Here is a 25,027-nt window from a genome sequence, read left to right as displayed (position 1 = left end):
CGATTGTCTTCTGAGGCAACCTTCTACCGAGTCGCTTAGGCGGTCAACGGTGGCAAGCTGAACCCCTAGCCTCCACCGTCGCATCCCACCGGTTGTTTGCAACCCGAATCTCTGATCAATCACGCAAACAACTGTCAGCAGAGGCGAATGTCATGGTGGAGCAGGATCCCATCGAGGTTTCCGAACAGCGGATCGGACGCGCCGAGGTGCTTGGCTTTACGGCCGCCGGAAACACGGTGGTCCTGAACGGCTGCACGCTGGAGGAGGCGGACCTGTCCGGGCTCGATCTGCAGCGCTGGGAATTCAGGAACTGCCGGATGACGACCGTCAATCTGCGGGCCGCCGACCTTGAAGGGGCGAAGTTCGAGGGATGCCGGGGACCGTTCGCCAATTTTTCAGGTGCGAACCTCGCGGACGCGGAATTCCGCAATTGCGATTTCAACAACGCCGCTTTCCTGGAAGCCAAAATGAACGACACCCAGTTCGTCGGCTGCAAGTTGACGGGTGCCAATCTGACCCGGATCGCCTCCCTCGGCCTGTCGTTCAAGGAGACCATCCTCGCTCAGGCGAGACTTCCCGCGCTGTCGTTCCGGAAATCCCGGATCGAGCGGGTCGATTTCGGCATGGCCGATCTGTCGAAATGCGATTTTCGAGATGTCGTGTTCGATGGCTGCAGCCTGCGCGACACGGGCCTCGTCGATGCGAGGTTCGAAGGCGCGGATCTGCGCGGCGCGGACCTCGGAGGCTTGAAGCTGATCGATGCCAAGAAGTTCAGAGGAGCGACGATCTCGCGGCAGCAGGCCGGGCAAATCCTGGCGGAACTGGGACTGAAGGTTCAGTAGCCGGGTCCGGCATCCTTCAGTCTCCGGTTCTCCAGCCGCGTCGTGGGATGAGGACCTGCCACATGGCGAGCCTTCATCGGTCGATCGTCGATGGATTCATTTTCGCTCGGGCCTCAGGCTGCGGGCAGCCGGGCAGGGTCCGATCGCGGTCTTGGTCAAACGGCGACGCGCCGTGCTTCCTTGTCGGCCGACTTTCGGTCTGCGCCGTACTTTTCGATGATAGCCTTGGCATCCTCGACCGATATGCGATGCTTTTTGGCAAAGGGGATAGGTTCGTAAGGCTGGTCCGAGGTGTTTGCTTTCTTGTCAGACATGGGACGTCTCCGATCTCGATGCTCCAGCAGGATGCCGAAGCCTCTTGGATGAATGGATAGTGAGGGAGTTGGTTGCCAGGCGCTGCTGCGTCATTCCCGCGAGCGGCTGCCTCGATGTGTCATCTATATGGGTATGAAGGCCCCTGATATTCAATGGCCAGGGGAGCGGGCCAGAGGATTGGGGCTATATACACCCGCAGCCTCCTGCCGCAAGGATATCGGGCGATGTCCCTCAGTATTTCTTCTTGCGGACGATCTTGTTGCCCTTTGGACCGCTCAACACCGGCGTTCTGTCGCGGTTTTCCGCAAGCAGGCTGCGCCAGCGTTCCAGGCGATCGGCGGCAAGTTCGCCACTGGCGACGGCCGCCTGCACGGCGCATCCCGGTTCGTGGGCATGGGTGCAATCGCGAAACCGGCAAAGCGGCGCCAGATCGGTGATTTCCGCAAACAGCGTATCGATGCCGTCGGTAACATCGCTGACATAGAGCGTTCTGATCCCCGGCGTGTCGATCACCCAGCCGCCGCCGGCAATGGCATGCAGCGATCGTCCTGTCGTGGTGTGGCGACCCTTGGCATCATGTTCGCGGATGCTGCCGGTCTTCTGCAGCGTGGCGGACGCAGGCCCGGCCAGGGTGTTGACCAGCGTCGACTTGCCGACGCCGGAGGAGCCGACCAGGGCCACCGTCTGCCCGACGTCGCACCACGGCTTCAGCAGCGAAACGGCATCTTCGGACCGCGCATTGAGGACAACCACCGGCAGGTCGCGCTGCAGCGCCTTGGCCTGTTGTTCGAACAGGCTGGCATCTTCGACCGTGTCGGCCTTGGTCAGCACGATCACCGGATTGGTGCCGGCCTGGTTGGCCATGATCAGGTAGCGCTCCAGCCGTCCGGGGTTGAAATCGGCATTGCAGGAGGTGACGATGAACAGGGTATCGACATTGGCCGCGGCAAGCTGCTGGCCGTGTCCGCCTTCGTTCCGCCGTTGAAACACGGTCTTTCGGTCGAGGCGGCGCACGAACATGCCCGTCAGGGGATCGGCCAGAACCCAGTCGCCCACCGCAAACTCCGCGGTATTGGCATTGGGAGGAAGCTCGATCCCGACCGGTCCGCTGACATCGATCGCGTCGATGCGCGCCCGGTGAACCGAGGCAATGCGCCAGGGCAGAAGTTCCGTTTCGCCCGGCTCGAGCTGATCCGCAAAGAAATCGGACCAGCCAAGCCGTTCAAGCGATGAGGGCGGGTTGGAGCCGGTCAAGGTTTGATACGAAAATTCGGTGACACCGTCATGGATGAGCTCTCCGCAGGTTGAGATTGCGCTCATCCGGGGAAGAGCCGCAGATCGGGTGCAAAGGTGCCGGCTCCTGGCTTGACCAAAACCTCTGACCATTCGTTGTTACGTCGGAGCATTAAACCAGCATGCCGCCGAAGTCGAGGAAACGATCAACCCGCGCAGCATATGACGGTCGGGCCACGCCGATCGGGCTGCGGTGTTTTACGAGCCCTCACTCCGCCGCGATCTTCCCCGCCAGTTGCCGGTTCTTCATCAGCTTGTAGATGACCGAATCCATCAGCGCCTGGAACGAGGCGTCGATGATGTTTTCCGAAACGCCGACCGTCCACCAGCGCACGCCGTCGCCATCGGTGGATTCGATCAGCACGCGGGTGATCGCCTCGGTGCCGCCGTTGAGGATACGCACCTTGAAGTCGGCGAGAACCAGGTCGTCGATCTCGTGCTGGTATTTGCCGAAATCCTTGCGGAGCGCCCGGTCGAGCGCGTTGACCGGGCCGTCGCCCTCGGCGACCGACATCAGCGTCTGGCCGTCGACGACGAGTTTGACCACCGCTTCCGAGACGATTTTGATGCGGCCGTGGCTGTCGAACCGGCGCTCGACCATCACCCGAAAACCTTCGACCGAGAAGAACTCCGGAATGGTGCCGAGCGTGCGACGGGCGAGCAGTTCAAAGCTCGCGTCGGCGCCTTCATAGGCATAGCCGGTCGCCTCGCGTTCCTTGACGATCGAGATCAGCTGGTCGAGCCTCGGATCGTCCTTGCCGACCTCGATGCCGCGGCGCTTCAGCGCGTTGATGAAGTTCGACTTGCCACCCTGGTCGGACACCATGACCTTGCGCAGGTTGCCGACACTTTCCGGCGTTACGTGTTCGTAGGTGCGCGGGTCTTTCAAGAGCGCCGAGGCATGGATGCCGGCCTTGGTGGCGAAAGCGGACGCGCCGACGTAAGGCGCCTGGTGGTTCGGGGAGCGGTTCAAGAGCTCGTCGAAGGCGTGGCTGAGGCGGGTGAGGCCGGTCAGCCGCTCCGCATCGATCGCCGTCTCGAACCGGCTGATGTAAGCGTCCTTCAGGGCAAGCGTCGCGATGATCGTCACGAGATTGGCGTTGCCGCAGCGTTCGCCGATGCCGTTCAACGTGCCCTGGATCTGCCGACAGCCCGCCTCGATCGCGGCGAGCGAATTGGCGACTGCCTGGCCGGTGTCGTCATGGGCATGGATACCGAGCGAGGTGCCCGGAATGCCGGACGCGATGACTGCCTCGACGATGGCGCGGATCTCGCCCGGCTGGGTGCCGCCATTGGTGTCGCAGAGCACCACCCAGCGTGCGCCGGCCTCATAGGCAGTCCTAGCGCAGGCGAGCGCATATTCGGGGTTCGCCTTGTAGCCGTCGAAGAAATGCTCGCAGTCGACCAGCGCTTCCTTAGCAGCGCCGCGGGCGGCCTCGACACTGTCGCGGATGGATTCAAGGTTCTCCTCGTTCGAACAGCCGAGCGCGACGCGCACGTGATAATCCCAGCTCTTGGCGACGAAACAGGTAGCATCGCTCTTGGCCTGCAGCAGCACGGCCAGGCCCGGATCGTTGGAGGCGGAAATGCCGGCCCGCTTGGTCATGCCGAAGGCGACGAATTTCGACTTCGCGGTGCGCTTCTGCGAGAAAAAAGCGGTGTCGGTCGGGTTGGCGCCGGGATAACCGCCTTCGACGTAATCGAGGCCGAATTCGTCCAGCAGGTTGGAAATGGCGATCTTGTCCTCGACGGAAAAATCGACGCCAGGCGTCTGCTGGCCATCGCGCAGCGTGGTGTCGAAGAGATAGATGCGTTCACGTGTCATGGGTGCTCCTCCTGGAGCAAGATTATGCTGTTGGCGGCATCACCCCCCTCTGCCCTGCCGGGCATCTCCCCCTCAAGGGGGGAGATCGGACAGGAGCGATGCCTCGCCCGCAAGACAGATTTAGGATTGCCGCGGCCGTCTCTTGCGGTCATTGCTTGGGGAAGGCCGTGCCTCCTTCGATCTCCCCCCTTGAGGGGGAGATGCCCGGCAGGGCAGAGGGGGGTGGCCACGAACTCCACGGTCAAACCTTCCCCGCAAACCGGTCCGTCGCGCGGATCAGCTGGTCGGTAATCCCGGGTTCCGAGACCGCATGCCCCGCACCTTCGATGATGTGGAAATCTGCGTCCGTCCAGACCTTTGAAAGCTGCCAGGCATATTTCAGCGGGCAGGGCATGTCGTAGCGGCCGTGCACGATGACGCCCGGAATGCCCTTGAGCTTCACCGCGTCGCGCAGGAGCTGCCCGTCTTCCAGCCAGCCGGCATTCATGAAGAAGTGGTTCTCGATGCGCGAGAAGGCGAGCGCGAAATGGTCGTCGTCATGGTCCGAGGCCAGTTCAGGGTTCGGCAGAAGCGTGATGGTCGAGCCTTCCCAGACGCTCCAGGCCTTGGCGCAGCGGATCTGCTCGGCCCTGTCGGGACCGGTCAGCCGGCGGTGATAGGCGGCCATCATCTCGTGGCGTTCGTTTTCGGGAATGGGGGCGATGAAGGCCTCCCACTTGTCCGGGAACATTTCCGAGACGCCGAACTGGTAGTACCAGTCGAGCTCCGGCCGCGTCACGGTGTAGATGCCGCGCACCAGAAGTTCGCTGACGCGCTCGGGATGGGTTTCCGCATAGGCGAGCGCCAGCGTCGAACCCCAGGAGCCGCCGAAGACCTGCCATTTTTCGACGCCGACCATCTGCCTGAGCCGCTCGATGTCGGAGACCAGGTGCCAGGTGGTGTTGGCGTCCAGGCTCGCATGCGGCGTGGACTTGCCGCAGCCGCGCTGGTCGAACAGCAGCACGTCGTAAAGCGACGGATCGAACAGCCGCCGCTGGTTCGGATTGATGCCGCCGCCGGGGCCGCCATGCAGGAAGACGGCAGGCTTGGCGCCCGGCGTGCCGACCCGTTCCCAGGAAAGAACATGGCCGTCGCCGACATCCAACGTGCCGGTCTGGTAGGGTTCGATTTCGGGATAGAGCGTGCGCAGAACTTCGGTCACAGATGCAGCCCTTTCGCCGGCCAGTTTTCGGTATCGTGATCGGGATGCTGGAAGGAGATGATCTGCTCCTGCTTGACGGCGTCCTCGCCGCTGTCGCGCACCGGCTGGTCGAAGATCGTCGTCACCCACGGGATATGCGAGGCATAGTTCACCTGGATCTTCGGGGCGAGGTCGCCGCGGTCGTCGAAGGCGCCGATCGCCAGTTCCAGCCCGCCGGGATAACGGTAGGTGAGCGGTGTGCCGCAATTTTCGCAGAAGCCGCGGTCGATATTCACCGAAGACTGGAAATATTTCGGCTCGCCGCGGGTCCATTCGACTCCGTCCTTCGGGGTCGAGACGAGTGGCCCGAAAAAGCCGCCGAAGGCCTTCTGGCACATGCGGCAATGGCAGATCGAGGCGCGGCCGAGTTCGCCGTGGATCCGGAAGCGCACGGCGCCGCACTGGCAGCCGCCTGTTCTCAAAGTTTCGGTCATTCGCGGTCCTCCTTGGGACTGTTTTCCGGCGGCCAGGTATCTGTGTCGTGGTCGGGATGCTGGTAGGAGACGATGTCGTCGAGGAACGGCGCCGACGCGACGTCGTCCATCGTATCCCGTTCGGGAAGTTCATGCAGGCGGTCGACGAAGCCGATCTTGGCTTCGACGCCGAACTGCACGACCGGTGGCAGCAGGCCCGGCTCGTCGAAACTGCCCGCCGAAATGGCGACCCCATCGGCCGCCTCGTAGGTCATCGGTGTGCCGCAGTTTTCGCAAAAGCCGCGCCGCACATGGTTCGACGAGTGGAAATATTTGAGCTCGCCCCGCGTCCACGTCAGTTCCGCCTCGCCGGCCGCCACCAGCGGCGCATAATAGGCGCCGAACGCCTTCTGGCACATGCGGCAGTGGCAGATCGAGGCATCCGGCGCGTCCCCCGAAAGCCGGAAGCGGATCGCCCCGCACTGGCAGCCACCGGTCCGTGCGACATCGTTCATGACCGGCCCTCCGCTTGCCCGTTCCGGCGCGGCAAGACCTCGGTGTCGTGATCGGGATGCTGGTTGCTGCTGGCCAGGACCGTCTTTTCCTCGTCCTCGGTCATGTCCATCTTCAGATCGTGATGCAGGCGGTCGAGTTCGCCGAACCAGGACATCTTGTGGGCAAGATTGGTCTGCAGTGCCGGCCTTACCGATTGCGGGTCGTCGAGGGAACCGAGCGTGATGCTGATATGGTCGCTCGATCCGTCATAGAAGAGCGGCGTGCCGCATTTTTCGCAGAAGCCGCGGCGTACGGTTTCCGACGACTGGAACCAGGCGGGCTCGCCGCGCGTCAGCTTGAAGTTTTCGTACATCACCCCGCCGAGCGGCATGAAATAATTGCCGGCCGCCTTCTGGCACATGCGGCAATGGCACAGATGCGGAAACCCGAGGGCTCCTTCCGCCCGGTATCGCACAGCGCCGCACTGGCAGCCGCCGGTGTGGATCTGGGTCATGGGCTGTCCTCCTCAAGCCAGTTTTCCACCTTCAATCCATCGACCCGCGAGAACTCGCGGATATTGTTGGTGACAAGTGTGAGATCCAGGGACTTGGCATGCGCGGCGATAAACAGATCCGTCGTTCCTATGGCCGTACCGCGACTTTGCAAATCATCGCGAATTGATGCATAGGCGAATGTAGCGTCATCTCCATAATCCAGAAGAGCGATACGGCTCAGCGCAGCCTCGACTCGATCGGAAAACTCCTCGGAACGTCTCTTTGCGAGTCCAAATCTTATCTCCGAGACCGCAATTGCGCTCATGCAGACGGCATTGATGCCATGTCGCCGGATTTTCTGCTGCACGCGACCACGCGGATTTCGAACGAGATCCGACAGGATATTGGTGTCGAGCATGAACGTATGATCGGTCACAGATCGAAGTCCCGTGGCAGAGGTTCATCGATGTCGAGCTCGGGGAATTCTCCTTCCCACGGTCCGATTGTTGCCAGCCATTCAAGAAGGTCGGTTTTTCTCACCGGCTCAATGACCAGCCGATCGCCCTCCTTACGCATGATCGCCTCGTCACCGGGCATTTCGAATTCCACAGGAATACGGACCGCTTGGTTGCGGCCGTTGCGGAACAGCTTCACATGACGCTCTGCACCCATGTTCATTCTCCTTGGCCTATGCCGTAAGCATATGCCTGTTGGCCGCCCGGAACAACCGAACCTTTATTCCGGCGCGTGGCACACCGCCTCGATATTGTTGCCGTCGGGGTCAAAGACGAAGGCGCCGTAATAATTCGGATGGTAGTGGACGCGCAGACCGGGCGGGCCGTTGTCGGTTCCGCCGGCGGCCATCGCCGCCGCGTAGAAGGCGTCCACCTCGGCGCGGTTGTTGGCGGTAAATGCGATATGCTGCGAATGGCCGCCTGCCGGCTTGTCCTCATGCAGCCAGTAGACCGGCCTCTCGCGCCCATAGCCGCCAACCTTGACGCCACCCGTATATTCGGCGGGCACCATGTAGAGCAGCGAGGCGCCGAGCGGCGCCAAGGCTGCGTCGTAGAATGCTCGGGCGCGGTCGAAATCCGCGACCTTGATGCCCATGTGATCGATCATCGCCTGCTCCTCGCCTTTATCGGAGAGGTGAAGCTTACCGCTTCACCTCCCAGGTCGTCACCCTCTCGCCCGTTGCCGGGTCCTTGCCGTCCTTCAGCTGGATTCCTTTGTCGGCCAGTTCGTTGCGGATCTTGTCGGCCTCGGCGAAATTTTTCGCCTTCAGCATTTCGAGCCGCATGGCGACCAGCGCGTCGACGGCAGACGCCAACGCCTCGTCCACCTCGGTCTTCTCCGGAAGCACGCCGAGAAGGGCAGCACTTGCGGCAAACACCGCAAGCGCATCTGGATCGCCGTGAGCCTCCTGCGCCAGCGCGTGAAGCGCCTGCACGGCAGCGACCGTGTTGAGGTCGTCGGCAAGCGCGTTCATCACCGTATCGCAGGGGAGCGCGCCGGAGGCTTCCGCCGCCGGCCACTTGGCGATGAGGCGTTCGGCCTCTTCCAGCCGCTTCACCGAAAAGTCGATCGGCTCGCGGTAGTGGGTCATCAGCATCGCAAGCCGCAGCACCTCGCCCGGCCATTGGCGGCCGCCGAATTTTTCGGTGTGCAGCAGATCGTGGATGGTGACGAAATTGCCCTCGGACTTCGACATCTTGCGGCCTTCGACCTGCACGAAGCCGTTATGCATCCAGACATTCGCCATCACATCCGTGCCATGGGCGCAGCGCGACTGGGCGATCTCGTTCTCGTGGTGCGGGAAGATCAGGTCGAGCCCGCCGCCATGAATGTCGAACACCTCGCCGAGGTAACGCCGGCTCATCGCCGAGCACTCGATATGCCAGCCCGGACGGCCGCGGCCCCAGGGGCTTTCCCAGCCTGGTTCGTTGTGGGAGGAGAGTTTCCACAGCACGAAATCGCCGGGGTTCTTCTTGTGCGCATCGACCGCGACGCGGGCCCCGGCCTGCTGCTCGTCGAGCGGGCGCTTGGAAAGCTGGCCGTAGTCACGCATCGACTTGGTGTGGAACAGCACTTCGCCGGATGCCACATAGGCATGGCCGTTGCCGATCAGCCTGCCGATGATCTCGATCATCTCGGCAATGTTGTCGGTCGCCCGCGGCTCGACGGTCGGCTCCAGGCAGCCGAGCGCCGCCACGTCTTCGTGGAACTGCGTCTCGGTCTTTTCCGTGACAGCGCGGATCGCCTCGTTGAGCGGCAGGCCGGGATGGTCGCGCAGCGCCCGCGCGTTGATCTTGTCGTCGACGTCGGTGATGTTTCGAGCATAGGTGACGTGGGCCTCGCCATAGACATGGCGGAGCAGACGGAACAACACGTCGAAGACGATAGCCGGTCGGGCATTGCCGATATGGGCATAGTCATAGACCGTCGGGCCGCAGACATACATGCGCACGTTCTGCGGGTCGATCGGTGCGAACGCCGTCTTTTCACGGGTCAGCGTATTGTAGAGCCTGAGCGTGGTGCTCATCGAAAATCTCCCCAAAGTCTCCCACGGCGAGCGGCCGGCAGGACCGGGTCGTTTGTCTTCAAGGCTTTTCGAGAGACGAAAACGGCCGGGCCAGCGCGAACGCTAGCGGATAATGATCCCACAAATGGAAATCGCCGTTTTCATGCGCAGGTTTATGGCGCGGGCAAGCCGTTTGGTCAAGTGGCTTTACCCGCACCGGACGGCTGAAACTGGCCTTACGCCGTCTTGCTGCCGATACCGTTCCTGGCGACGGTGAACAGGAAGATCAGCATCGAGATGACGGTAAGGATCGAGCCGATCGCGGCAAGTGCCTCGCCGCCCGAGGACACCGCCATGGCGATGCCCGGCACGATACAGAGCACGCCGAGAACCGCAAAGCCGAGATGGACCTTCGACAGCAGGGTGTCGGCCGCCGACGGCGTCACGGTGTAATAGAGGCCGAAAAGCCCCATCGTCGTCCAGCCGACCAGGTTCAGATGCGCATGCGCCGGCGCCATCAGGTGGTCGCCTGAAATAGCCATGTGAATGCCCCAGAACATACCGATGGTCACACAGAGCACGGCTGCACCGAAGAAGTAGAAAGCGATGTTTCTCATCCGATTTTCCCCCGAAATATGAAGTTCCTGCGCCCTATCGCAGGCCCCGCAGCATAGCGGGAAATCGATTCTTATCCATGGGGTAGAGGTCATGGCAATTCGGAGGAGGAGGGCAGGGTTGCAAGCTCGCACCAGCCTCCGGTCTTCTCGAGAATTTTCAGCGGCGACATTATAGCTGTAACAATCATCGACTATGGCACCCGACCCAGAGCAGATCATAGGAGAAAATCTATGAGCAAGGAATCGCTGGGCGCCGACATCGTTGCCGCCGCACTTCTGCATGGGACCTTTCGACTTCGGTCTGGGCAAAACTCCACTCGCTATTTCGACAAATACCGATTTGAGTCCGACCCGGCACTGCTGCGCCGCATCGCCCGGCGCATGCTGGATCTGGTTCCGACAGGTACCGAAATTCTCGCCGGGCTGGAACTGGGCGGCATCCCGATCGCCACGGCCATGTCGCTGGAAAGCGATTTGCCACTGGTGTTCGTGCGCAAGCAGGCGAAGGAATACGGAACCTGCAAAGCCGTCGAAGGCGTGCAGATAGAGGGCCGGAAAGTCCTACTCGTCGAGGATGTTATAACGACCGGCGGAGCCGTTGCAGAAGCTGCGAGCCAGGTGCGCTCCGCCGGCGCAGATGTTGAAGCCGTCGTCTGCGCTATTTGGCGAGGCGAAGGCAAGCCTTTGATTGCTGTGCTGCCGGACCTGCTGGTGCTTCCGGCGCTGGATTTCGCTGACCTCACCTGAGAGGACCGAAGATTCGCTTGCGGAGAGGCGTTGAGCGGTTGCTCCCAGGTGGCGGATATCGGCATTCGCGGATATGGGCGGTCGCCGAAGCTGCAGCCGGGATTGCCGAAGCTGATCGCCAGGTTTCCAGCCGCCAACGGCAAGCATCCAGGGATGCAAGGAGGAGGATCTTTTCCGCCACTTCTGATGGATGCGGCCGCATCAGCGGCCTTCGTCGGTTGGCGGATTGCTGTTGTCGAGCAGGGCCTGGGCGATGGACTTGCGCCGCGCGTCGTCGGTCATGGCGGAACTGATCAGCCGCATCGCTTCCATGACGGCCGCTTCGCCATGCTCGCGGTGAAGGCGGGCCATCGCTGCTGCGACCAGATTGGCGGTTGCCGTCGCCTGTTCTCTTTGCTCTTCGGTAAGGTGCGGTTGCATGGACGTCCTTGCATTGCGGCGGCCGTTCTGGGGCGGTTTCCTATCGACCCCCAGAATTGACCAATGTCAAATGCAAGTGCGCCCATGCGGCAAGGGGTCGCTTTTATTCCGGCGCGCGGAAATCCACGAACGTGTTGTCACGCACCACGAACAGGCGCCCGGTATCCTGAAGATCGGGGGAGGCGAGGAAGAGGATCTTTTCGGCGACTTCCGACGGATGCGGCAGGGTTTCCGGATCTTCGCCGGGCACCGCCTGGGCGCGCATGGCGGTGCGGGTGGCGCCGGGATTGACGATGTTGACCTTGAGCGGCGTGTGGTTGGTCTCGGCGGCCCAGATGCGGGCCATGTTCTCGACCGCCGCTTTGGAGATCGAATAGGCGCCCCAGAAGGCCGGCGCCTTGGAGGCGACGCCCGACGACATGATCAGCGCGCGGCCGGCATCGGATTTGGTCAGCAGCGGTTCCACCGAGCGGATCAGCCGCCAGGTGGCGGTGACATTGGTCAGCATCACCTTCTCGAACACTTTTGCCTCGATATGGCCGAGCGGCGAGATGACGCCGAGAATGCCGGCATTCGCCACGAGGATGTCGAGCTTCCCCCAGCGCTCGAAGATCGAGGCGCCGAGCTTGTCGATCGCGGTCATGTCGGTGATGTCGAAGGGGACCAGAGTGGCGGTGCCGCCGGCCGCCTTGATCGCATCATCGAGATCTTCCAGGCCGCCGACGGTGCGGGCGGTGGCAATCACATGAGCGCCGGCTTTCGCGAGCGCCAGCGCCGTGAAATAGCCGATGCCCCGCGATGCGCCGGTCACCAGCGCGATCCTGCCCTTCAGATCGATGTCCATGATTTTCCGCCCTCAAAATGCAATGCGCGCCGATAGATCTTCGCGGAGGAGGCGGCTGCTTTTTTGCACCAGTCCGGCCTCAATCTCCCTCATCCCTGTGCTTGTCACAGGGATCCAGTGCGCGCAAGTCCTTGCGCGCGGGAGAGTCTTTTCACGGCGCAGACGCGCCGTGGCTGGATTCCTGTCACAAGGACAGGAATGAGGGCAGAGTATGAGGCCGTGCTTTCACAAGCCCTCAGCCGTTGCTGGCCAGAACCGAAACCTTGCGCCCCATCGTCTCGCCGTCTTTGTCGAGCAGGCGGGTGGGGTAGTCGCCGGTGAAGTAATGGTCAGTGAATTGCGGGCGGGCGTTGTTGCGGTCTTCGCCGCCGACGGCGCGATAGAGGCCGTTGATCGACAGGAATGCGAGCGAGTCGGCGCCGATATACTGGCACATGGCTTCCAGGCTGTCGTATTGGTTGGCGAGCAGCTTGTCGCGATCCGGCGTGTCGATGCCGTAGAAGTCCGGATAATAGATCATCGGGCTGGCGACGCGCAGATGCACTTCCTTGGCGCCGGCATCGCGGATCATCCGCACGATCTTCAGCGAGGTGGTGCCGCGCACCACCGAATCGTCGACCAGCACGACGCGCTTGCCCTCGATCATCGCCCGGTTGGCGGAATGCTTGAGCTTGACGCCGAAGGCGCGGATCTGCTGGGTCGGCTCGATGAAGGTGCGGCCGACATAATGGTTGCGGATGATGCCGTATTCGAACGGAATGCCGCTTTCCTGGGCGTAACCCAGGGCAGCCGGCGTGCCGCCATCCGGCACCGGCACGACGACATCGGCGTCGATCGGGGCTTCCTTGGCGAGATTGATGCCCATGTTCTTGCGGGCGACATAAACGCTGCGGCCGCCGACGACGGAATCGGGACGGGCGAAATAGACGTATTCGAACAGGCACAGCCGCTCCGGCTGGCCGTTGCCGGCCTTGCGGGCGTCGATCGAGATCGAACCGTCCGGCTGAATCTCGCAAATGATGACTTCGCCATTCTCCACGTCGCGGACGAATTTGGCGCCGATGATGTCGAGCGCGCAGGTTTCCGACGCGAAGATCGGCTTGCCGTCGAGTTCGCCCATGACCAGCGGGCGGATGCCGGTGGGGTCGCGCGCGGCGATCAGCTTGGTGCGGGTTACGGCGAGCATCGAATAGCCGCCTTCCATCTGCCGGATCGCGTCGATGAACCGGTCGGCCGTCGACGAATAACGGGAGCGGGCGATGAGATGCAGGACGACTTCGGTATCGGAGGTCGACTGACAGATGGCGCCGCCGGCGATCAACTGCCGGCGCAGCGTCAGGCCGTTGGTGAAATTGCCGTTATGGGCAACCGCGATGCCGCCGACTTCGAGTTCGGCAAACAGCGGCTGGACGTTGCGCAGCGCCACTTCGCCGGTGGTCGAGTAGCGGTTATGGCCGATGGCGATATTGCCGGGCAGGCGGGCCAGCGTGACCGGATCGGTGTAATGGTCGCCGACGAGGCCCATGCGGCGTTCCGAATGGAAGCGCAACCCGTCGAAGGAGACGATGCCGGCCGCTTCCTGACCACGATGCTGCAAGGCGTGCAGCCCGAGCGCCGTCAGCGTCGCAGCCTCGGGATGGCCGAGAATGCCGAATACGCCGCATTCCTCATGCAGCGTATCGCCATCCCATTCATTGACGCTGTCTGCGGCAAATGTCTCGGAAACCGGCTGATTCATCTTGGCCCCTTATCCCTTTGGACAACCTGTCCCTGTCGGAAAAATGGAAAGGCCGGCCGGGGGAGGATCTCCCCGGAAACCAGCCTGTTTTTCACTTGGATGCGAATGTTACCACAAATGGTGACGTTTTGCGCTGCATCAAGCGCAAGATCACGTCAATTATTTGTCGCAGGCGCGTCGTCTGCCGCGGGCTGATCCTGAGCCGGAGCGCCATCGGTTGGCGCTGCCTCGCGGCCGAGGATGCGGGCGCGGATCTGCGGCTCGATATCGGCCGGCAGCACGGCTTCGAGGCGCGCGACCAGCGTGTCGAGGAACGGCTTCGATTTCGCCTGCGTCACCCAGGTCGGCTGGGCGTTGGCGGCCACCAGCCAGTTCCAGAATGCGACAGCCACGACCAGAAGCAGGATGCCGCGGGCGGCGCCGAACAGGAAGCCGAGCGTGCGGTCGAGCGCGCCGATGCGGCTGTCGATGATGAAATCGGCGATCCGCGTGGTGATGAACGAGATGATGATCAGCGCGATGATGAAGATGGCGCCGGCGGATGCGGCGATCGCGATGCGCTCGTCACTCAGGTGCGGCTTCACATAGGGCAGGACCAGCGGATAGAGGTAATAGGCCGCGGCAACCGAGCCCGCCCAGCTTGCGATCGACAGCACCTCTCGCGAAAAACCGCGAACCATGGCGAGCACGGCGGAAAACAGCGTCACACCGATGACAATACCGTCGAAAATCGTGATGGGCATATATGATCTACTCCAGACTTGCCGACTTCAAGACTTGCCGGCTTTAGCCCGGCGCCCCGCCTTACCGCAGCCGTCATACATCAGCGGGCTTGTTAACGGAAGATCAATCATCTTCCGGCGTTTGCCTCAGCTTGGAAGCGGAACCGGCGATGCGTGACACCAGGTCCGGCAGGTCCTCGATCGTCACCCAGCGTCCGTTCGCACCCTTCGGCACCTCAGTGGACGTGGCCGGCAGCATCGCGCCTGCAAAGCCAAGTTTCTCAGCTTCCTTAAGGCGTTGGGCGGTCTGCGAAACCGGCCGCACCGCGCCCGAGAGGCTGATTTCGCCGAAATAGACGCAATCGGCCGGCAGGGCAAGGCCGGCGAGCGATGATACGAGTGCGGAAGCGACCGCAAGGTCAGCCGCCGGCTCGGTGATCCGGTAGCCGCCCGCGACGTTGAGATAGACATCGTGCTGCCCGAGCTTGACGCCGCAATGGGCCTCCAGCACCGCGAGAATCATCGACAGGCGCGACGAATCCCAGCCGACCACGGCACGGCGCGGCGTGCCGAGCGAGGTCGGCGCCACCAGCGCCTGGACTTCGACGAGAACCGGCCGCGTGCCCTCCATGCCGGCGAAGACGGCGGCGCCGGGCGATTTCGAGTTGCGCTCGCCGAGGAAAAGTTCGGACGGATTGGTGACTTCGCGCAACCCCTTGTCGGACATTTCGAAGACGCCGATCTCGTCGGTCGGCCCGAATCGGTTCTTGACGGTGCGCAGGATGCGGTAATGGTGGCCGCGGTCGCCCTCGAAATAGAGGACCGCATCGACCATGTGCTCGACGACGCGCGGGCCGGCGATCTGGCCTTCCTTGGTGACGTGGCCGACGAGGACCATGGCCGCCCCGGTCTGCTTCGCAAACCGGATCATCGCCTGCACGCCGGTGCGCACCTGGGTGACGGTGCCGGGCGCCGAATCGGCCGTATCGCTCCACAGCGTCTGGATCGAATCGATGATGACGAGGTCGGGGCGCTTGCCCTCGCCGATCGTGGCGAGAATGTCCTCGACATTGGTCTCGGCGGCGAGCAGCACCTCGGTATCGGCGGCACCCAGCCGCTGGGCGCGCAGTCGCACCTGTGCCACCGCCTCTTCGCCCGAGACATAGATGATCCGGTGGCCGCGGCGGGAAAGGGCGGCCGCCGCCTGCATCAGAAGCGTCGACTTCCCGATGCCCGGATCGCCGCCGACCAGCACCGCGGAACCGCGCACGAAACCGCCGCCGGTCGCCCGGTCGAGCTCGGAAATGCCGGTGAAGATGCGCGGCGCCTCCTCCGTCTCGCCGGAGAGGGTGGTGAGCGCCACGGCACGGCCCTTCTTCGGCACCTTGCCGGGGCCTCCACCGATGCCGCCCATCTGGTCGTCTTCGATAATGGTGTTCCACTCGCCGCAGCCGTCACACTTGCCGGCCCAGCGGTTATGCACCGTGCCGCAGTTCTGGCACACGAATTGGGTCTTGGATTTTGCCATGGGGAATTTCAGGTTTCGCTTGTCGTGAAATCGTCGGGGGAGACGTTCTGGTGGCCGTGCAGGACGCGGAGAATGCGCACCCTCTTCTCGTCCATACGGAAGTAGATGCATCTTCGGCGGTAGGGGAGAGCCTTCAATCCCGGTGACAGTTCGTCACGGGGAACGCCCGGAAAGCCGCTCAACGCGATCCACTCCATCTTTCGCACAAGGTCGCGGACAAAGTGGGACGCCGCGACCGGATCGTGGCCGGCGATATAAAGGAAGATATTGAGGAGATCCTGATCGGCGAGAGGAGAGTAGATCAGCTCTTTCTGTTTAATAGCCGCATCCCCCGCTCGATGACGGAATCAGCCAGAGCATCGGCAGTGGTAAAGGTCAGATACTCCCCCCGTTCGAACTGAGCGTCCGCCTCGGCAATCATTTGCTGCAGCAGTTCTGTTTCGCTCCCAAGCCGTTGCAATCCGGCGGCGATGACTTCGTTGGCATCCTTGTAGACTCCGGCCTCGACTTGGGCGTCGATGAACGCCTGCTGTTTCTCGCTGAGATGGATCTCGGTCATTTCGATCTCCTTTTGTTCTCATATAGCACGAGGAATTTCCGCTTCCAAGAGGCAAGCGGATGCCAGTCACTCGTCGGGATAGATATACCGCCGCTCGTAGCGCAGGCCGAGGCTGGTGAGCAGCTCGTAGCCGATCGTGCCGGCGGCGCGGGCGACGTCGTCGAGGGCGACGTTCGGGCCGAACAGCTCGACATAGTCGCCGGCGTTGATGTCGGATGCCGGGATGTCGGTGACGTCGAAGATCGTCAGGTCCATGGTGATGCGGCCGATGACCGGCACCTTGCGGCCGGCGACGAAGCCGAAGCCGCCCTCAGCGACCGTCTGGCGCAGCGGCACGCCGGAACCGGAGAGCGAGCGCTTGTAGCCATCCGCATAACCGGCAGACACGATCGCCAGCCGGCTGTCGCGGGAAAGCTGATAGGTGCCGCCATAGCTCACGGTCTCGCCCTTTTTCCCGTCGCGGATCTGGATGATGCGGGCTTCCGCCTTGACGACCGGCTTCATCGGGTTAGGCACGCCGACGACCGCCTCGCCGCCGTAAAGCGCGATGCCGGGACGGGTGAGATCGAAATGGTAGTCCGGCCCCAGAAAGATCCCGGCGGAGGCCGAGAGGCTTGTCTCGATGCCTTCGAAAGCCTCCGCCACCCTCCGGAAAGCCGCAAGCTGTTTCTGGTTGAGGGGCGAGGAGGGCGTATCGCCGCTGTGGAGATGCGAGAGCACTAGGACGGGCGAGAAGCTTGCCGGCCGCGACACGTCGTCGGCAAAGGCGATGGCATCCTCGAGCTGCAGGCCGAGCCGGTTGAAGCCGGTATCGACCTGCAGCGCGCAGGGGTGGTCGCCATATTCCGATGTCACCGACATCCAGAAGGCGAGCTGTTCTTCCGAGGCCAGAACCGGCACCAGATCGTGTTCGAAGAACATCGCCTCCTGGCCGGGCCAGATGCCGGAGAGAACATAGATGCGCGCGTCGGGCGCATAGGCACGCAGCGTCACGCCTTCCCGCGCCACGGCGACGAAGAAATCCCGGGCGCCGGCCTCGTAAAGCGTGATGCCGCAATCCTCGAGCCCGAGCCCGTAGGCATCGGCCTTGACGACGGCCGCCGTCCGCGCAGTGCCCGAACGCCGCGCCATCTCCCGCCAGTTGTCGCCAAGCGCACCGAGATCGACCGTCAGCCGGACCGGCGCGATATCGAAGTCGTCGGGATAGGAAAGCTCGCTGTCGAAATCGGTCATGTAGGCTCGTGAGGCATGAGAACGGTTGCAGCGATCCTACCGGTTTCGAAGGCAGGAAAAAGACCACACCGGGAAAATCCTTCGCGCTGCACAATCTTTTGGGCCGCTACCCGTCAGGCGACGCTGCGCAGATCGAAATCAGCATGGATGACCTCGTAGGGCACGTGGATCCGACCGTCTTCGTTTACCTCGACAAGGCCCCATTCGATCAGGACTGCCGTATCCTCATGCACCCGCTTCACATCGCGGGAAAGGGCTGTGGCCAAAGCGCGGTAGGTCGAGGGGCCAAGGCTCTGCAGCGTCTCGATCAATGTCCAGCGCTTCGGCGTCAGGACGGTAAAAAGCTGTTCGGGGGAGGAGAAGCTGAAGACGTGCTCCTGAGCTTTGCCGTTTTTCCAGGCAGCGAGAAAGCCGTCTGCGGCGCCTTGGAGCGCAGCTTCGTCATCCCGCTGAATTCGGATTGTTGCGGTTGTCATCGGCGCGGCCTCATGTGTCGGCGAGAACACGAGAATGAACGCCTTTGCTTGCGGATGAAAGCCCCTCACAGGCCTGCCGGCATCTTCTCCCTGCGAGCGGCAGGCTATCGTAGATGGGAGGTGGGGCGGTACGGCACCCCCAACCCTCCCCCTTGTGGGGAGGGTGGCCGGCAGGCCGGAGGGGTTTTGATGCGGAGCGAAGACCCTTCCCCAACCCTGCCTGGGTTGAGCCACTCGTCTCAACCCGTCCTGCGGACCCCCACAAGGGGGAGGGGCTCCACGCACCGCCTCGCATCCCATATGCGATCGCCCTCCCTCATGCGGGGAGAGAGCTAGGGATGATGGGTAAACGCCCCGATCAATGCTCTTCGTACTGCGTAAAGCTCGGGTCGGCCAAATCGGCGAAGCGGGTGTATTCGGACTGGAAGGCGAGCTTGACGGTGCCGGTCGGTCCGTGGCGCTGCTTGGCGATGATCACGTCCGCCGTGCCCTTGACCTTGTCCATCAGCGCCTCCCATTCCGGATATTTCGGGTCGGCGATGTCGCGGGGCTCCATGTTCTTGACGTAATATTCCTCGCGGAACACGAATAGCACCACGTCGGCGTCCTGCTCGATCGAGCCCGATTCGCGAAGGTCGGAGAGCTGCGGGCGTTTGTCGTCGCGGCTTTCGACCTGGCGCGAGAGCTGCGACAGCGCGATGATCGGCACGTTCAATTCCTTGCCGAGCGCTTTCAGGCCGGTGGTGATCTGGGTGATTTCCTGGACGCGGTTTTCGCCGGATTTTCCGGAACCGGTCATCAGTTGGATATAGTCGACCACCAGGCAATCGAGGCCGCGCTGGCGCTTCAGGCGGCGGGCGCGGGCGGAAAGCTGGGCGATCGAGATGCCGCCGGTCTGGTCGATGAAAAGAGGCACCTTCTGCATCATCTGGCTGCAGGCGACGAGCTTTTCGAAATCCGCCTCGGTGATGTCGCCGCGGCGGATTTTTGACGAGGAGACTTCCGTCTGCTCGGAGATGATACGGGTGGCGAGCTGTTCGGCCGACATTTCGAGCGAATAGAAGCCGACGACGCCGCCGTTCTTGGCCTTGAACGAACCGTCCGGCTGGACTTCCGGTTCGTAGGACGCGGCTATGTTGTAGGCGATGTTGGTGGCGAGCGAGGTCTTGCCCATGCCGGGGCGCCCGGCAAGCACGATCAAGTCGGAGCGCTGCAACCCGCCCATCTTGCCGTCCAGCGACATGATGCCGGTCGAGATGCCGGAGAGGTGGCCGTCGCGCTCGAAGGCCTGCCCGGCCATGTCGATGGCGAGCGCCACCGCATCGTTGAACGACTGGAAGCCGCCGTCGTAGCGGCCGTTTTCGGCCAGTTCGAACAGCCGGCGCTCGGTATCCTCGATCTGCGTCTGCGGCGGCATGTCGAGCGGCGCGTCGAAGGCGATGTTGACCATGTCCTCGCCGATGGTGATCAGCGCGCGGCGCAGCGCCAGGTCGTAGATCGCCCGGCCGTAGTCCTCGGCATTGATGATCGACACGGCTTCGGAGGCAAGGCGGGCGAGATATTGCGCCACCGTCAGGTCGCCGACCTTGTCGTCGGCGGGCAGGAAGGTCTTGATTGTCACCGGGTTGGCGGTCTTGCCCATGCGGATGATGTCGCCGGTGACCTCGAAGATCTTGCGGTGCAGGGGCTCGTAGAGATGGACAGGCTTCAGGAAGTCGGAGACGCGGTAATAGGCGTCGTTATTGACCAGGATCGCGCCGAGCAGAGCCTGCTCGGCCTCGATATTGTTCGGGGCTTCGCGGTAATGCGGCTCTGCCGGCTGGATATTGGCAAGCTTGCGTACTGCGTCGTTCATGGTCTTTTGTCCGTCCTGTCCTGCTGCCAAGCCGTCGGTTCTAACGGGTTGCGAGGCGTCCTGAAATGATTCAGTTCGCTACACACAGTGATTCACAGGCTGCTTACGAATTTACGGAAAACGGCACGAATCCGTTTGACTGTGGCAATCGGCGAATCGGTGGCGCGAGGCCTTCATCCTACACGTTGCAAAAAGACAAAAAAACGCCCGGACCTTGTCAGCCCGGGCGCTTTTTGAAACTTGGAAAGACGACGATTATTCGTCGTCGCCGACGCCGTCGGCTTCCGGATCGAAGAAGTCTTCCGGACGCAGGGCATCTTCGTCGACGCCGTAGATGGCGTCGGCCGAGGTGAGGCTTTCACCCTGGGACTGACGTTCAGCTTCTTCCGCCGAGCGGGCGACGTTCAGCTGAACCGAAACTTCGACTTCCGCATGCAGGTGCAGGACGACCTTGTGCAGGCCGATTTCCTTGATCGGCGTGTTGAGGTCGACCTGGTTGCGGCCGATGTTGAAGCCTTCGGCAGCGAGAGTCTCGACGATGTCGCGGGCAGCGACCGAGCCGTAGAGCTGGCCGGTTTCGCCGGCGGCGCGCACGACGATGAAGGACTTGCCGTCGAGAACTTCGGCGACCTTCAGGGCTTCGCCCTTGCGCTCGAGGTTGCGAGCTTCGAGCGTGGCGCGCTCGGATTCGAAGCGCTTCTTGTTGGCTTCGTTGGAGCGGAGAGCCTTGCCGAGCGGCAGGAGGTAGTTACGGGCAAAGCCGTCGCGGACCTTGACGGTTTCGCCCATCTGGCCGAGCTTCGGCACGCGTTCAAGCAGAATGACTTGCATGGTTAGGTTTCCTTTCGATCAGTCAATCTTGTTGTCGGTAGTCTTGTTGTCGGGGCTCGCGCCGGCTTTGAGCGGGGTCAGCGCGATCGTCCGCCTTGTGTCGGAAAGCCCCAGGATGAGGATCGCGATCGCCGGCAGGACAAGCATGGAAGAGAGATAGCAGAGGACGAGGGCCGGGATGCGCCAGTCCTTGCCGAGGCTGCGGAAGTGCAAGGAGGCGAAACCCGCCATCAGGAAGCCGGCGCCGAACGTGCCGCAGATGGTCGCGCCGATCATTGCCGGAACGCCGCCCAGGAAAGCGAGCACGATGCCGCCGAGGAAGATGAAGATCGCGTGCCGGTTCATCCGGAGCGCCGACGGCATGTCTTCGCGCGGACGCAGCGCCCGGCCGGAACGCGAGACGATGCGCACGGCGATGTAGAAGGCGGCAAACAGCAGCACCACCCAGACGCCGCCCTGGACGAGCGGCAGCATCAGAACCAAAAGCGCCTTGGTCTGCGCCATGCCCGCCGGTTCCGGCGTAAAGGCAGGTTCCTGGGCCTGCAGGGCCGCGGTCATCGCGTCGACCATCCGGTCGGTGAGTTCCGGGCCGTAGCCGATCGCCACTCCGAGCGCGATGACGGCGATCGTCACCAGGCCGCACAGATGCAGGAGGATATCCGAGATCGGGTACCAGGCCATCAGGTTGTCCGGGCCGCCGAGTTCGGAGGCGGGACGCGCGAGGTTCGCGAGATGCGAAAGCCAGCCCGCCGGGATCAGCGTGAACACCGCCATGGCGACCGCAAACATCGGCGAGACGAGGATGGCGCCGAGGACGCCGGCCGTCACGATGCCGATGGTCGCGGCGCGATTGCCCCAGCCGAGGCCGGCAATGAAGATCGGAAGCGAGGAGGCGGCGTAAAGCAGGGACGCAAAAGACAGCTGCGCATTCGCACCCAGCACGAGCAGGGTGGCGGCAATGCCGGCAAGAATGCCGGTCGGCAGCACTGTCTGTAACTTGTTCGTCACGGTCTCGCTGTCCTGCTTTTGGAAGCAGTTAGGGGACAAGTCCTGAATCGATCTCTCAGGCGCTTCATCCCCAACATGGGGTTTTAGAGGTTCCGATCCGCGCCCATCGCGGAAGGGATGAACCCGCTGACTTTTGATCAGCGGGTCCGGTGTTCTGAATTATGCTACTACGTAGGGCAGCAGGCCGAGGAAGCGGGCGCGCTTGATCGCCTGGGCGAGTTCGCGCTGCTTCTTCTGGGAAACGGCCGTGATGCGCGACGGAACGATCTTGCCGCGCTCGGAAATGTAGCGCTGCAGGAGGCGTACGTCCTTGTAGTCGATCTTCGGCGCATTGGCACCCGAGAACGGGCAGGTCTTGCGGCGGCGATGGAACGGACGGCGTGCCTGGGAGGAGGATGATGATACGTCAGCCATGGTCTTTTCTCCTTAGCCTCTATTACGCACGGTCTTCGCGCGGACGGCGCTCGAAGCCGCCTTCACGCGGACCACGGTCCGGACGGTCGCCGAAGCCGCCTTCGCGGCGCGGAGGACGGTCGCCGAATTCGCGGCGCGGGCCGCGGTCGTCGCCATCGCGGCGCGGACGGTCGTCACGGTCGCGCTTCTGCATCATCGCGGACGGACCTTCTTCATGCTTCTCGACGGCGATCGTCATGTAGCGGAGAACGTCTTCGTTGATGCGCATCTGGCGTTCCATCTCATGCACGGCCGGAGCCGGTGCGTCGATGTCCATCAGCGCGTAATGAGCCTTGCGGTTCTTGGCGATGCGGTAGGTGAGGGACTTGAGGCCCCAGTTTTCAATGCGCCCGACTTTGCCGCCGTTAGCTTCGATGACGCCCTTGTACTGTTCGACGAGGGCATCAACCTGCTGAGCGGACATATCCTGCCGGGCAAGGAATACGTGTTCGTAAAGAGCCATGTAAGCTTTGCCTTTTCTTGCGGTTGTCTACCCGGACCTCGGCGGCTAAGCCTCAACGACAGCTCCTGAACGGGGAAACCCGTACCCAAGAAAAGTGTTGTATCGAGACGGTCGAGAGCGGAGACACGGGAGGCTTGGACCCTATGGTCCCTGCGGCTTGCCTTTCGGCAAACCTGCCCTCCGTTCAGCCACCAGCCAGAAGACCGGGTGTTGCGAACAGCGCGCTTATACGGATTTTTGAAGAGAAGGCAAGGGTGGTTCCTCGAATGTATTCAATTAGCGATGCCTAAATTATACTTAAGGTAGAGTTAACAGTCATAAAGGTTGAAAATGCGAGTAATTGGAGTATAGTCTGCCGCGGGAAAAATGCTGGAGGGTATTCAACCAAGGTGGAGGGGAATTTGTTATGCATCATGGAGAGAAGAACTTTGAAGTAACCGCGCCACGTTCTCGATTTTACCAAGGAGGTTTCGGGCGGTTGTTTCCCGAGCTTCCGGGCTGGGAGCCGGATACAACCGGTTTTACAGGCGCAGGGATAGGTAGTGCTGCTGCGCTCGAAGCCTATTTCATGAATTTCGTCGCGACCAAGATGGTCGATACGACGGCGCCGCCTGCGGGCGACTCCAAACTTCCGTCCGGTTACGTCTATTTCGGTCAGTTCATCGACCATGACCTGACGCTGGACACGACGCCGCTCAGCGAGGCGGAGCTCGATCCGAACCGGCTTCATAACTTCCGGACGCCGCGGCTCGATCTCGATTGCATCTACGGACAGGGGCCTGATGCGCAGCCCTATCTCTACGACAAGGCGGCGCCGGGCTGTTTTCGGATCGGCGAGATCGCCGGCACGCCGTTCAAGGATCTTCCGCGCGCCGCAGGCCAGGATACCGCTCTGATCGGCGACCCGCGCAATGATGAGAACGCCATCGTCGCCCAGCTGCACCTGGCCTTCCTTCTGGCCCATAACACGCTCGTCAAGGCGGCGGTCAAGAAGGGCATGTCGTCCAGGAAGGCCTTCGAGGCGGCACGGAAGACGCTGCGGCGGCTCTACCAGTGGATTATCTGGCATGACTACATGGCCCGCATCTGCGATCCCTCCGTCCACAAGCGGGCGCTTCGCAAGGATCGCGACGCCGGCAACGGGCGAACCTCCTGGGAGCTCGGCTACGAAGACGTCTATGACTGGAAGAACAATCCGTTCATGCCGCTGGAGTTTTCGGTCGCCGCCTATCGGTTCGGGCACTCGCTGGTGCGCAACGGTTACCAGACGAATTTCGCCAAGGGCGTCGGCGTCTTCACGCCGACCTTCAAGTTCAATGCCGAGGACCTCAGAGGGTTTCGCGCGCTGCACCCGGACCGTGTCGTGCAGTGGGACTGGTTCCTCAGGATGTCGTCCTCGGTCCGGCCGACATTCCCGCAGGTCGCCCGCAAATTCGACGGCGTGCTGGCGAATGCGCTGCGCGAACTGCCGGAGGATCCCGACAAGCCGGGCGACAACACCAAGATCCTCAACGTGCTTGCCGCCCGCAATCTGGTACGCGGCGTCAGGATGCAGCTGCCGTCGGCGATCGAGGTCGCCAAGCTGCTCGACATTCCGGTCATCAGGATCAACGAGGATGAGCGGGAGGCCCTCTGGTACTACATCCTGCGGGAGGCAGAGTTCGATGCCCAGGTCGAGGGCTCGACGCTGACCGTCGGCGGGGCCGGCGATCGGCTGGGAACGCTCGGCTCGATCATCGTCGCGGCGACGTTCGCAGGGCTGCTGAAGGGCGATCCGCTGTCGTTCTTCAATCTGGAACCCGGATGGACACCGGACAAGGACGAACTGCTCGACAGCGTCGAGGTAGACCTGACGGCAGCCGGTCAGCCTGGCCTCAATGCCGATGAACAGGTCAACGGCCGCAAATGGGGGCTTCCGACCATCATCCGCCTGTCGGGCCTGCCGGTCGATGCCGCACCGTTCCGCCCGGCACCGGTGCCGGTTCCCGAACCCGTCGTCGAGCCCGCGGCACCGCCGACGGAATGAACTGTCGGACATAACCATCAGATATCGCCGGGAAAACCGGCGATATCCCCAATAATGTCCCCAGGGAGG

29 protein-coding genes are annotated in these 25,027 nt (G+C 62.5%); 3 read left to right on the top strand and 26 right to left on the bottom strand.

The genetic code is table 11. From position 1 onward, the window contains the following. Positions 1-152 precede the first annotated feature (152 nt). Positions 153-842: a pentapeptide repeat-containing protein gene (locus tag PMI07_RS31840; protein ID WP_007775717.1), complete on the top strand. Its 690-nt coding sequence runs from the start codon at positions 153-155 to the stop codon at positions 840-842. A gap of 155 nt (positions 843-997) precedes the next feature. Here the strand turns inward: PMI07_RS31840 and PMI07_RS35500 are convergent, their stop codons facing one another. The 12 genes from PMI07_RS35500 to PMI07_RS31780 form a co-directional block, all read right to left on the bottom strand. Continuing rightward, complete coding sequence (locus tag PMI07_RS35500; RefSeq protein WP_007775716.1) at positions 998-1,156, bottom strand: hypothetical protein; 159 nt, start codon at positions 1,154-1,156, stop codon at positions 998-1,000. A gap of 232 nt (positions 1,157-1,388) precedes the next feature. Beyond that, positions 1,389-2,411: a ribosome small subunit-dependent GTPase A gene (rsgA, locus tag PMI07_RS31835; protein ID WP_037088849.1), complete on the bottom strand. Its 1,023-nt coding sequence runs from the start codon at positions 2,409-2,411 to the stop codon at positions 1,389-1,391. A 247-nt stretch (positions 2,412-2,658) separates the two neighbouring features. Further along, positions 2,659-4,275 (bottom strand): citramalate synthase, encoded by a 1,617-nt coding sequence (cimA, locus tag PMI07_RS31830; protein WP_007775711.1) that lies wholly within the window; start codon positions 4,273-4,275, stop codon positions 2,659-2,661. A gap of 241 nt (positions 4,276-4,516) precedes the next feature. Continuing rightward, positions 4,517-5,476, bottom strand: coding sequence for a prolyl aminopeptidase (gene pip, locus PMI07_RS31820; RefSeq protein WP_007775708.1), 960 nt, complete (start codon positions 5,474-5,476; stop codon positions 4,517-4,519). Further along, positions 5,473-5,949, bottom strand: coding sequence for a GFA family protein (locus PMI07_RS31815; RefSeq protein ID WP_007775706.1), 477 nt, complete (start codon positions 5,947-5,949; stop codon positions 5,473-5,475). The genes pip and PMI07_RS31815 overlap by 4 nt, the downstream gene beginning before the upstream one ends. Further along, on the bottom strand, positions 5,946-6,443 hold the full coding sequence (locus tag PMI07_RS31810) for a GFA family protein (RefSeq protein WP_007775705.1): 498 nt from the start codon (positions 6,441-6,443) through the stop codon (positions 5,946-5,948). Before PMI07_RS31810 ends, PMI07_RS31815 begins: the two co-directional genes overlap by 4 nt. After that, positions 6,440-6,937 carry a GFA family protein gene (locus PMI07_RS31805; protein WP_007775702.1) on the bottom strand — a complete coding sequence of 166 codons (498 nt, stop codon included), beginning with the start codon at positions 6,935-6,937 and terminating at the stop codon, positions 6,440-6,442. Before PMI07_RS31805 ends, PMI07_RS31810 begins: the two co-directional genes overlap by 4 nt. After that, positions 6,934-7,353, bottom strand: coding sequence for a type II toxin-antitoxin system VapC family toxin (locus tag PMI07_RS31800; RefSeq protein ID WP_007775701.1), 420 nt, complete (start codon positions 7,351-7,353; stop codon positions 6,934-6,936). The genes PMI07_RS31805 and PMI07_RS31800 overlap by 4 nt, the downstream gene beginning before the upstream one ends. Then, a complete protein-coding gene (locus PMI07_RS31795) occupies positions 7,350-7,589 on the bottom strand; it encodes an AbrB/MazE/SpoVT family DNA-binding domain-containing protein (RefSeq protein WP_007775698.1) in 240 nt (79 codons plus the stop codon). The genes PMI07_RS31800 and PMI07_RS31795 overlap by 4 nt, the downstream gene beginning before the upstream one ends. 63 nt (positions 7,590-7,652) lie before the next feature. Further along, a complete protein-coding gene (locus PMI07_RS31790; protein WP_024164346.1) occupies positions 7,653-8,039 on the bottom strand; it encodes a VOC family protein in 387 nt (128 codons plus the stop codon). A gap of 34 nt (positions 8,040-8,073) precedes the next feature. Continuing rightward, positions 8,074-9,459, bottom strand: coding sequence for a cysteine--tRNA ligase (cysS, locus tag PMI07_RS31785; RefSeq protein WP_024164345.1), 1,386 nt, complete (start codon positions 9,457-9,459; stop codon positions 8,074-8,076). 215 nt (positions 9,460-9,674) lie between these two features. Continuing rightward, positions 9,675-10,055 carry a hypothetical protein gene (locus PMI07_RS31780; protein WP_007758001.1) on the bottom strand — a complete coding sequence of 127 codons (381 nt, stop codon included), beginning with the start codon at positions 10,053-10,055 and terminating at the stop codon, positions 9,675-9,677. A 231-nt stretch (positions 10,056-10,286) separates the two neighbouring features. Between PMI07_RS31780 and pyrE the strand changes: the two genes are divergently transcribed. Then, positions 10,287-10,802 carry an orotate phosphoribosyltransferase gene (gene pyrE / locus PMI07_RS31775; protein ID WP_007758002.1) on the top strand — a complete coding sequence of 172 codons (516 nt, stop codon included), beginning with the start codon at positions 10,287-10,289 and terminating at the stop codon, positions 10,800-10,802. Positions 10,803-11,003: 201 nt separating this feature from the next. On the opposite strand, the gene PMI07_RS31770 is transcribed toward pyrE, so the two are convergent. The 14 genes from PMI07_RS31770 to rpsF all read right to left on the bottom strand — a co-directional run bounded on the left by PMI07_RS31770 (position 11,004) and on the right by rpsF (position 22,932). Beyond that, complete coding sequence (locus PMI07_RS31770) at positions 11,004-11,222, bottom strand: hypothetical protein (RefSeq protein WP_007758003.1); 219 nt, start codon at positions 11,220-11,222, stop codon at positions 11,004-11,006. A 103-nt stretch (positions 11,223-11,325) separates the two neighbouring features. Continuing rightward, entirely contained in the window at positions 11,326-12,066 is a 741-nt protein-coding gene (locus PMI07_RS31765; RefSeq protein WP_007758004.1) for an SDR family NAD(P)-dependent oxidoreductase, read from the bottom strand. Positions 12,067-12,301: 235 nt separating this feature from the next. Continuing rightward, positions 12,302-13,804 carry an amidophosphoribosyltransferase gene (gene purF / locus PMI07_RS31760; protein ID WP_007758008.1) on the bottom strand — a complete coding sequence of 501 codons (1,503 nt, stop codon included), beginning with the start codon at positions 13,802-13,804 and terminating at the stop codon, positions 12,302-12,304. 155 nt (positions 13,805-13,959) lie between these two features. Then, positions 13,960-14,547 carry a CvpA family protein gene (locus tag PMI07_RS31755; RefSeq protein ID WP_007758009.1) on the bottom strand — a complete coding sequence of 196 codons (588 nt, stop codon included), beginning with the start codon at positions 14,545-14,547 and terminating at the stop codon, positions 13,960-13,962. Positions 14,548-14,650: 103 nt separating this feature from the next. Then, on the bottom strand, positions 14,651-16,054 hold the full coding sequence (gene radA / locus PMI07_RS31750) for a DNA repair protein RadA (RefSeq protein WP_024164344.1): 1,404 nt from the start codon (positions 16,052-16,054) through the stop codon (positions 14,651-14,653). An 8-nt stretch (positions 16,055-16,062) separates the two neighbouring features. Next, the gene (locus tag PMI07_RS31745; RefSeq protein WP_245277268.1) at positions 16,063-16,308 is read right to left on the bottom strand and encodes a type II toxin-antitoxin system RelE/ParE family toxin; all 246 of its coding nucleotides are present in this window, start codon (positions 16,306-16,308) and stop codon (positions 16,063-16,065) included. Between the two features lie 47 nt (positions 16,309-16,355). After that, positions 16,356-16,613: a type II toxin-antitoxin system ParD family antitoxin gene (locus tag PMI07_RS31740; protein WP_007762477.1), complete on the bottom strand. Its 258-nt coding sequence runs from the start codon at positions 16,611-16,613 to the stop codon at positions 16,356-16,358. A 66-nt stretch (positions 16,614-16,679) separates the two neighbouring features. Then, the gene (gene alr / locus PMI07_RS31735) at positions 16,680-17,846 is read right to left on the bottom strand and encodes an alanine racemase (RefSeq protein ID WP_007762475.1); all 1,167 of its coding nucleotides are present in this window, start codon (positions 17,844-17,846) and stop codon (positions 16,680-16,682) included. 113 nt (positions 17,847-17,959) lie between these two features. Beyond that, positions 17,960-18,322 carry a hypothetical protein gene (locus PMI07_RS31730; RefSeq protein ID WP_007762472.1) on the bottom strand — a complete coding sequence of 121 codons (363 nt, stop codon included), beginning with the start codon at positions 18,320-18,322 and terminating at the stop codon, positions 17,960-17,962. 358 nt (positions 18,323-18,680) lie between these two features. Next, on the bottom strand, positions 18,681-20,177 hold the full coding sequence (locus tag PMI07_RS31725; RefSeq protein ID WP_024164343.1) for a replicative DNA helicase: 1,497 nt from the start codon (positions 20,175-20,177) through the stop codon (positions 18,681-18,683). A gap of 255 nt (positions 20,178-20,432) precedes the next feature. Continuing rightward, complete coding sequence (rplI, locus tag PMI07_RS31720; RefSeq protein WP_007771636.1) at positions 20,433-21,008, bottom strand: 50S ribosomal protein L9; 576 nt, start codon at positions 21,006-21,008, stop codon at positions 20,433-20,435. Between the two features lie 18 nt (positions 21,009-21,026). Beyond that, the gene (locus PMI07_RS31715; protein ID WP_007771635.1) at positions 21,027-22,016 is read right to left on the bottom strand and encodes a hypothetical protein; all 990 of its coding nucleotides are present in this window, start codon (positions 22,014-22,016) and stop codon (positions 21,027-21,029) included. Positions 22,017-22,175: 159 nt separating this feature from the next. Beyond that, positions 22,176-22,430 carry a 30S ribosomal protein S18 gene (rpsR, locus tag PMI07_RS31710; RefSeq protein WP_007771634.1) on the bottom strand — a complete coding sequence of 85 codons (255 nt, stop codon included), beginning with the start codon at positions 22,428-22,430 and terminating at the stop codon, positions 22,176-22,178. A gap of 22 nt (positions 22,431-22,452) precedes the next feature. After that, the gene (gene rpsF, locus PMI07_RS31705; protein ID WP_007771633.1) at positions 22,453-22,932 is read right to left on the bottom strand and encodes a 30S ribosomal protein S6; all 480 of its coding nucleotides are present in this window, start codon (positions 22,930-22,932) and stop codon (positions 22,453-22,455) included. A 478-nt stretch (positions 22,933-23,410) separates the two neighbouring features. Between rpsF and PMI07_RS31700 the strand changes: the two genes are divergently transcribed. Next, the gene (locus tag PMI07_RS31700; protein WP_007771632.1) at positions 23,411-24,958 is read left to right on the top strand and encodes a peroxidase family protein; all 1,548 of its coding nucleotides are present in this window, start codon (positions 23,411-23,413) and stop codon (positions 24,956-24,958) included. The last annotated feature ends 69 nt before the right edge of the window (positions 24,959-25,027 follow it).

The sequence above is a fragment of the Rhizobium sp. CF080 genome (assembly GCF_000282095.2).
GTDB lineage: Bacteria > Pseudomonadota > Alphaproteobacteria > Rhizobiales > Rhizobiaceae > Neorhizobium.
This window is presented reverse-complemented; position numbering and strand designations above follow the sequence as displayed.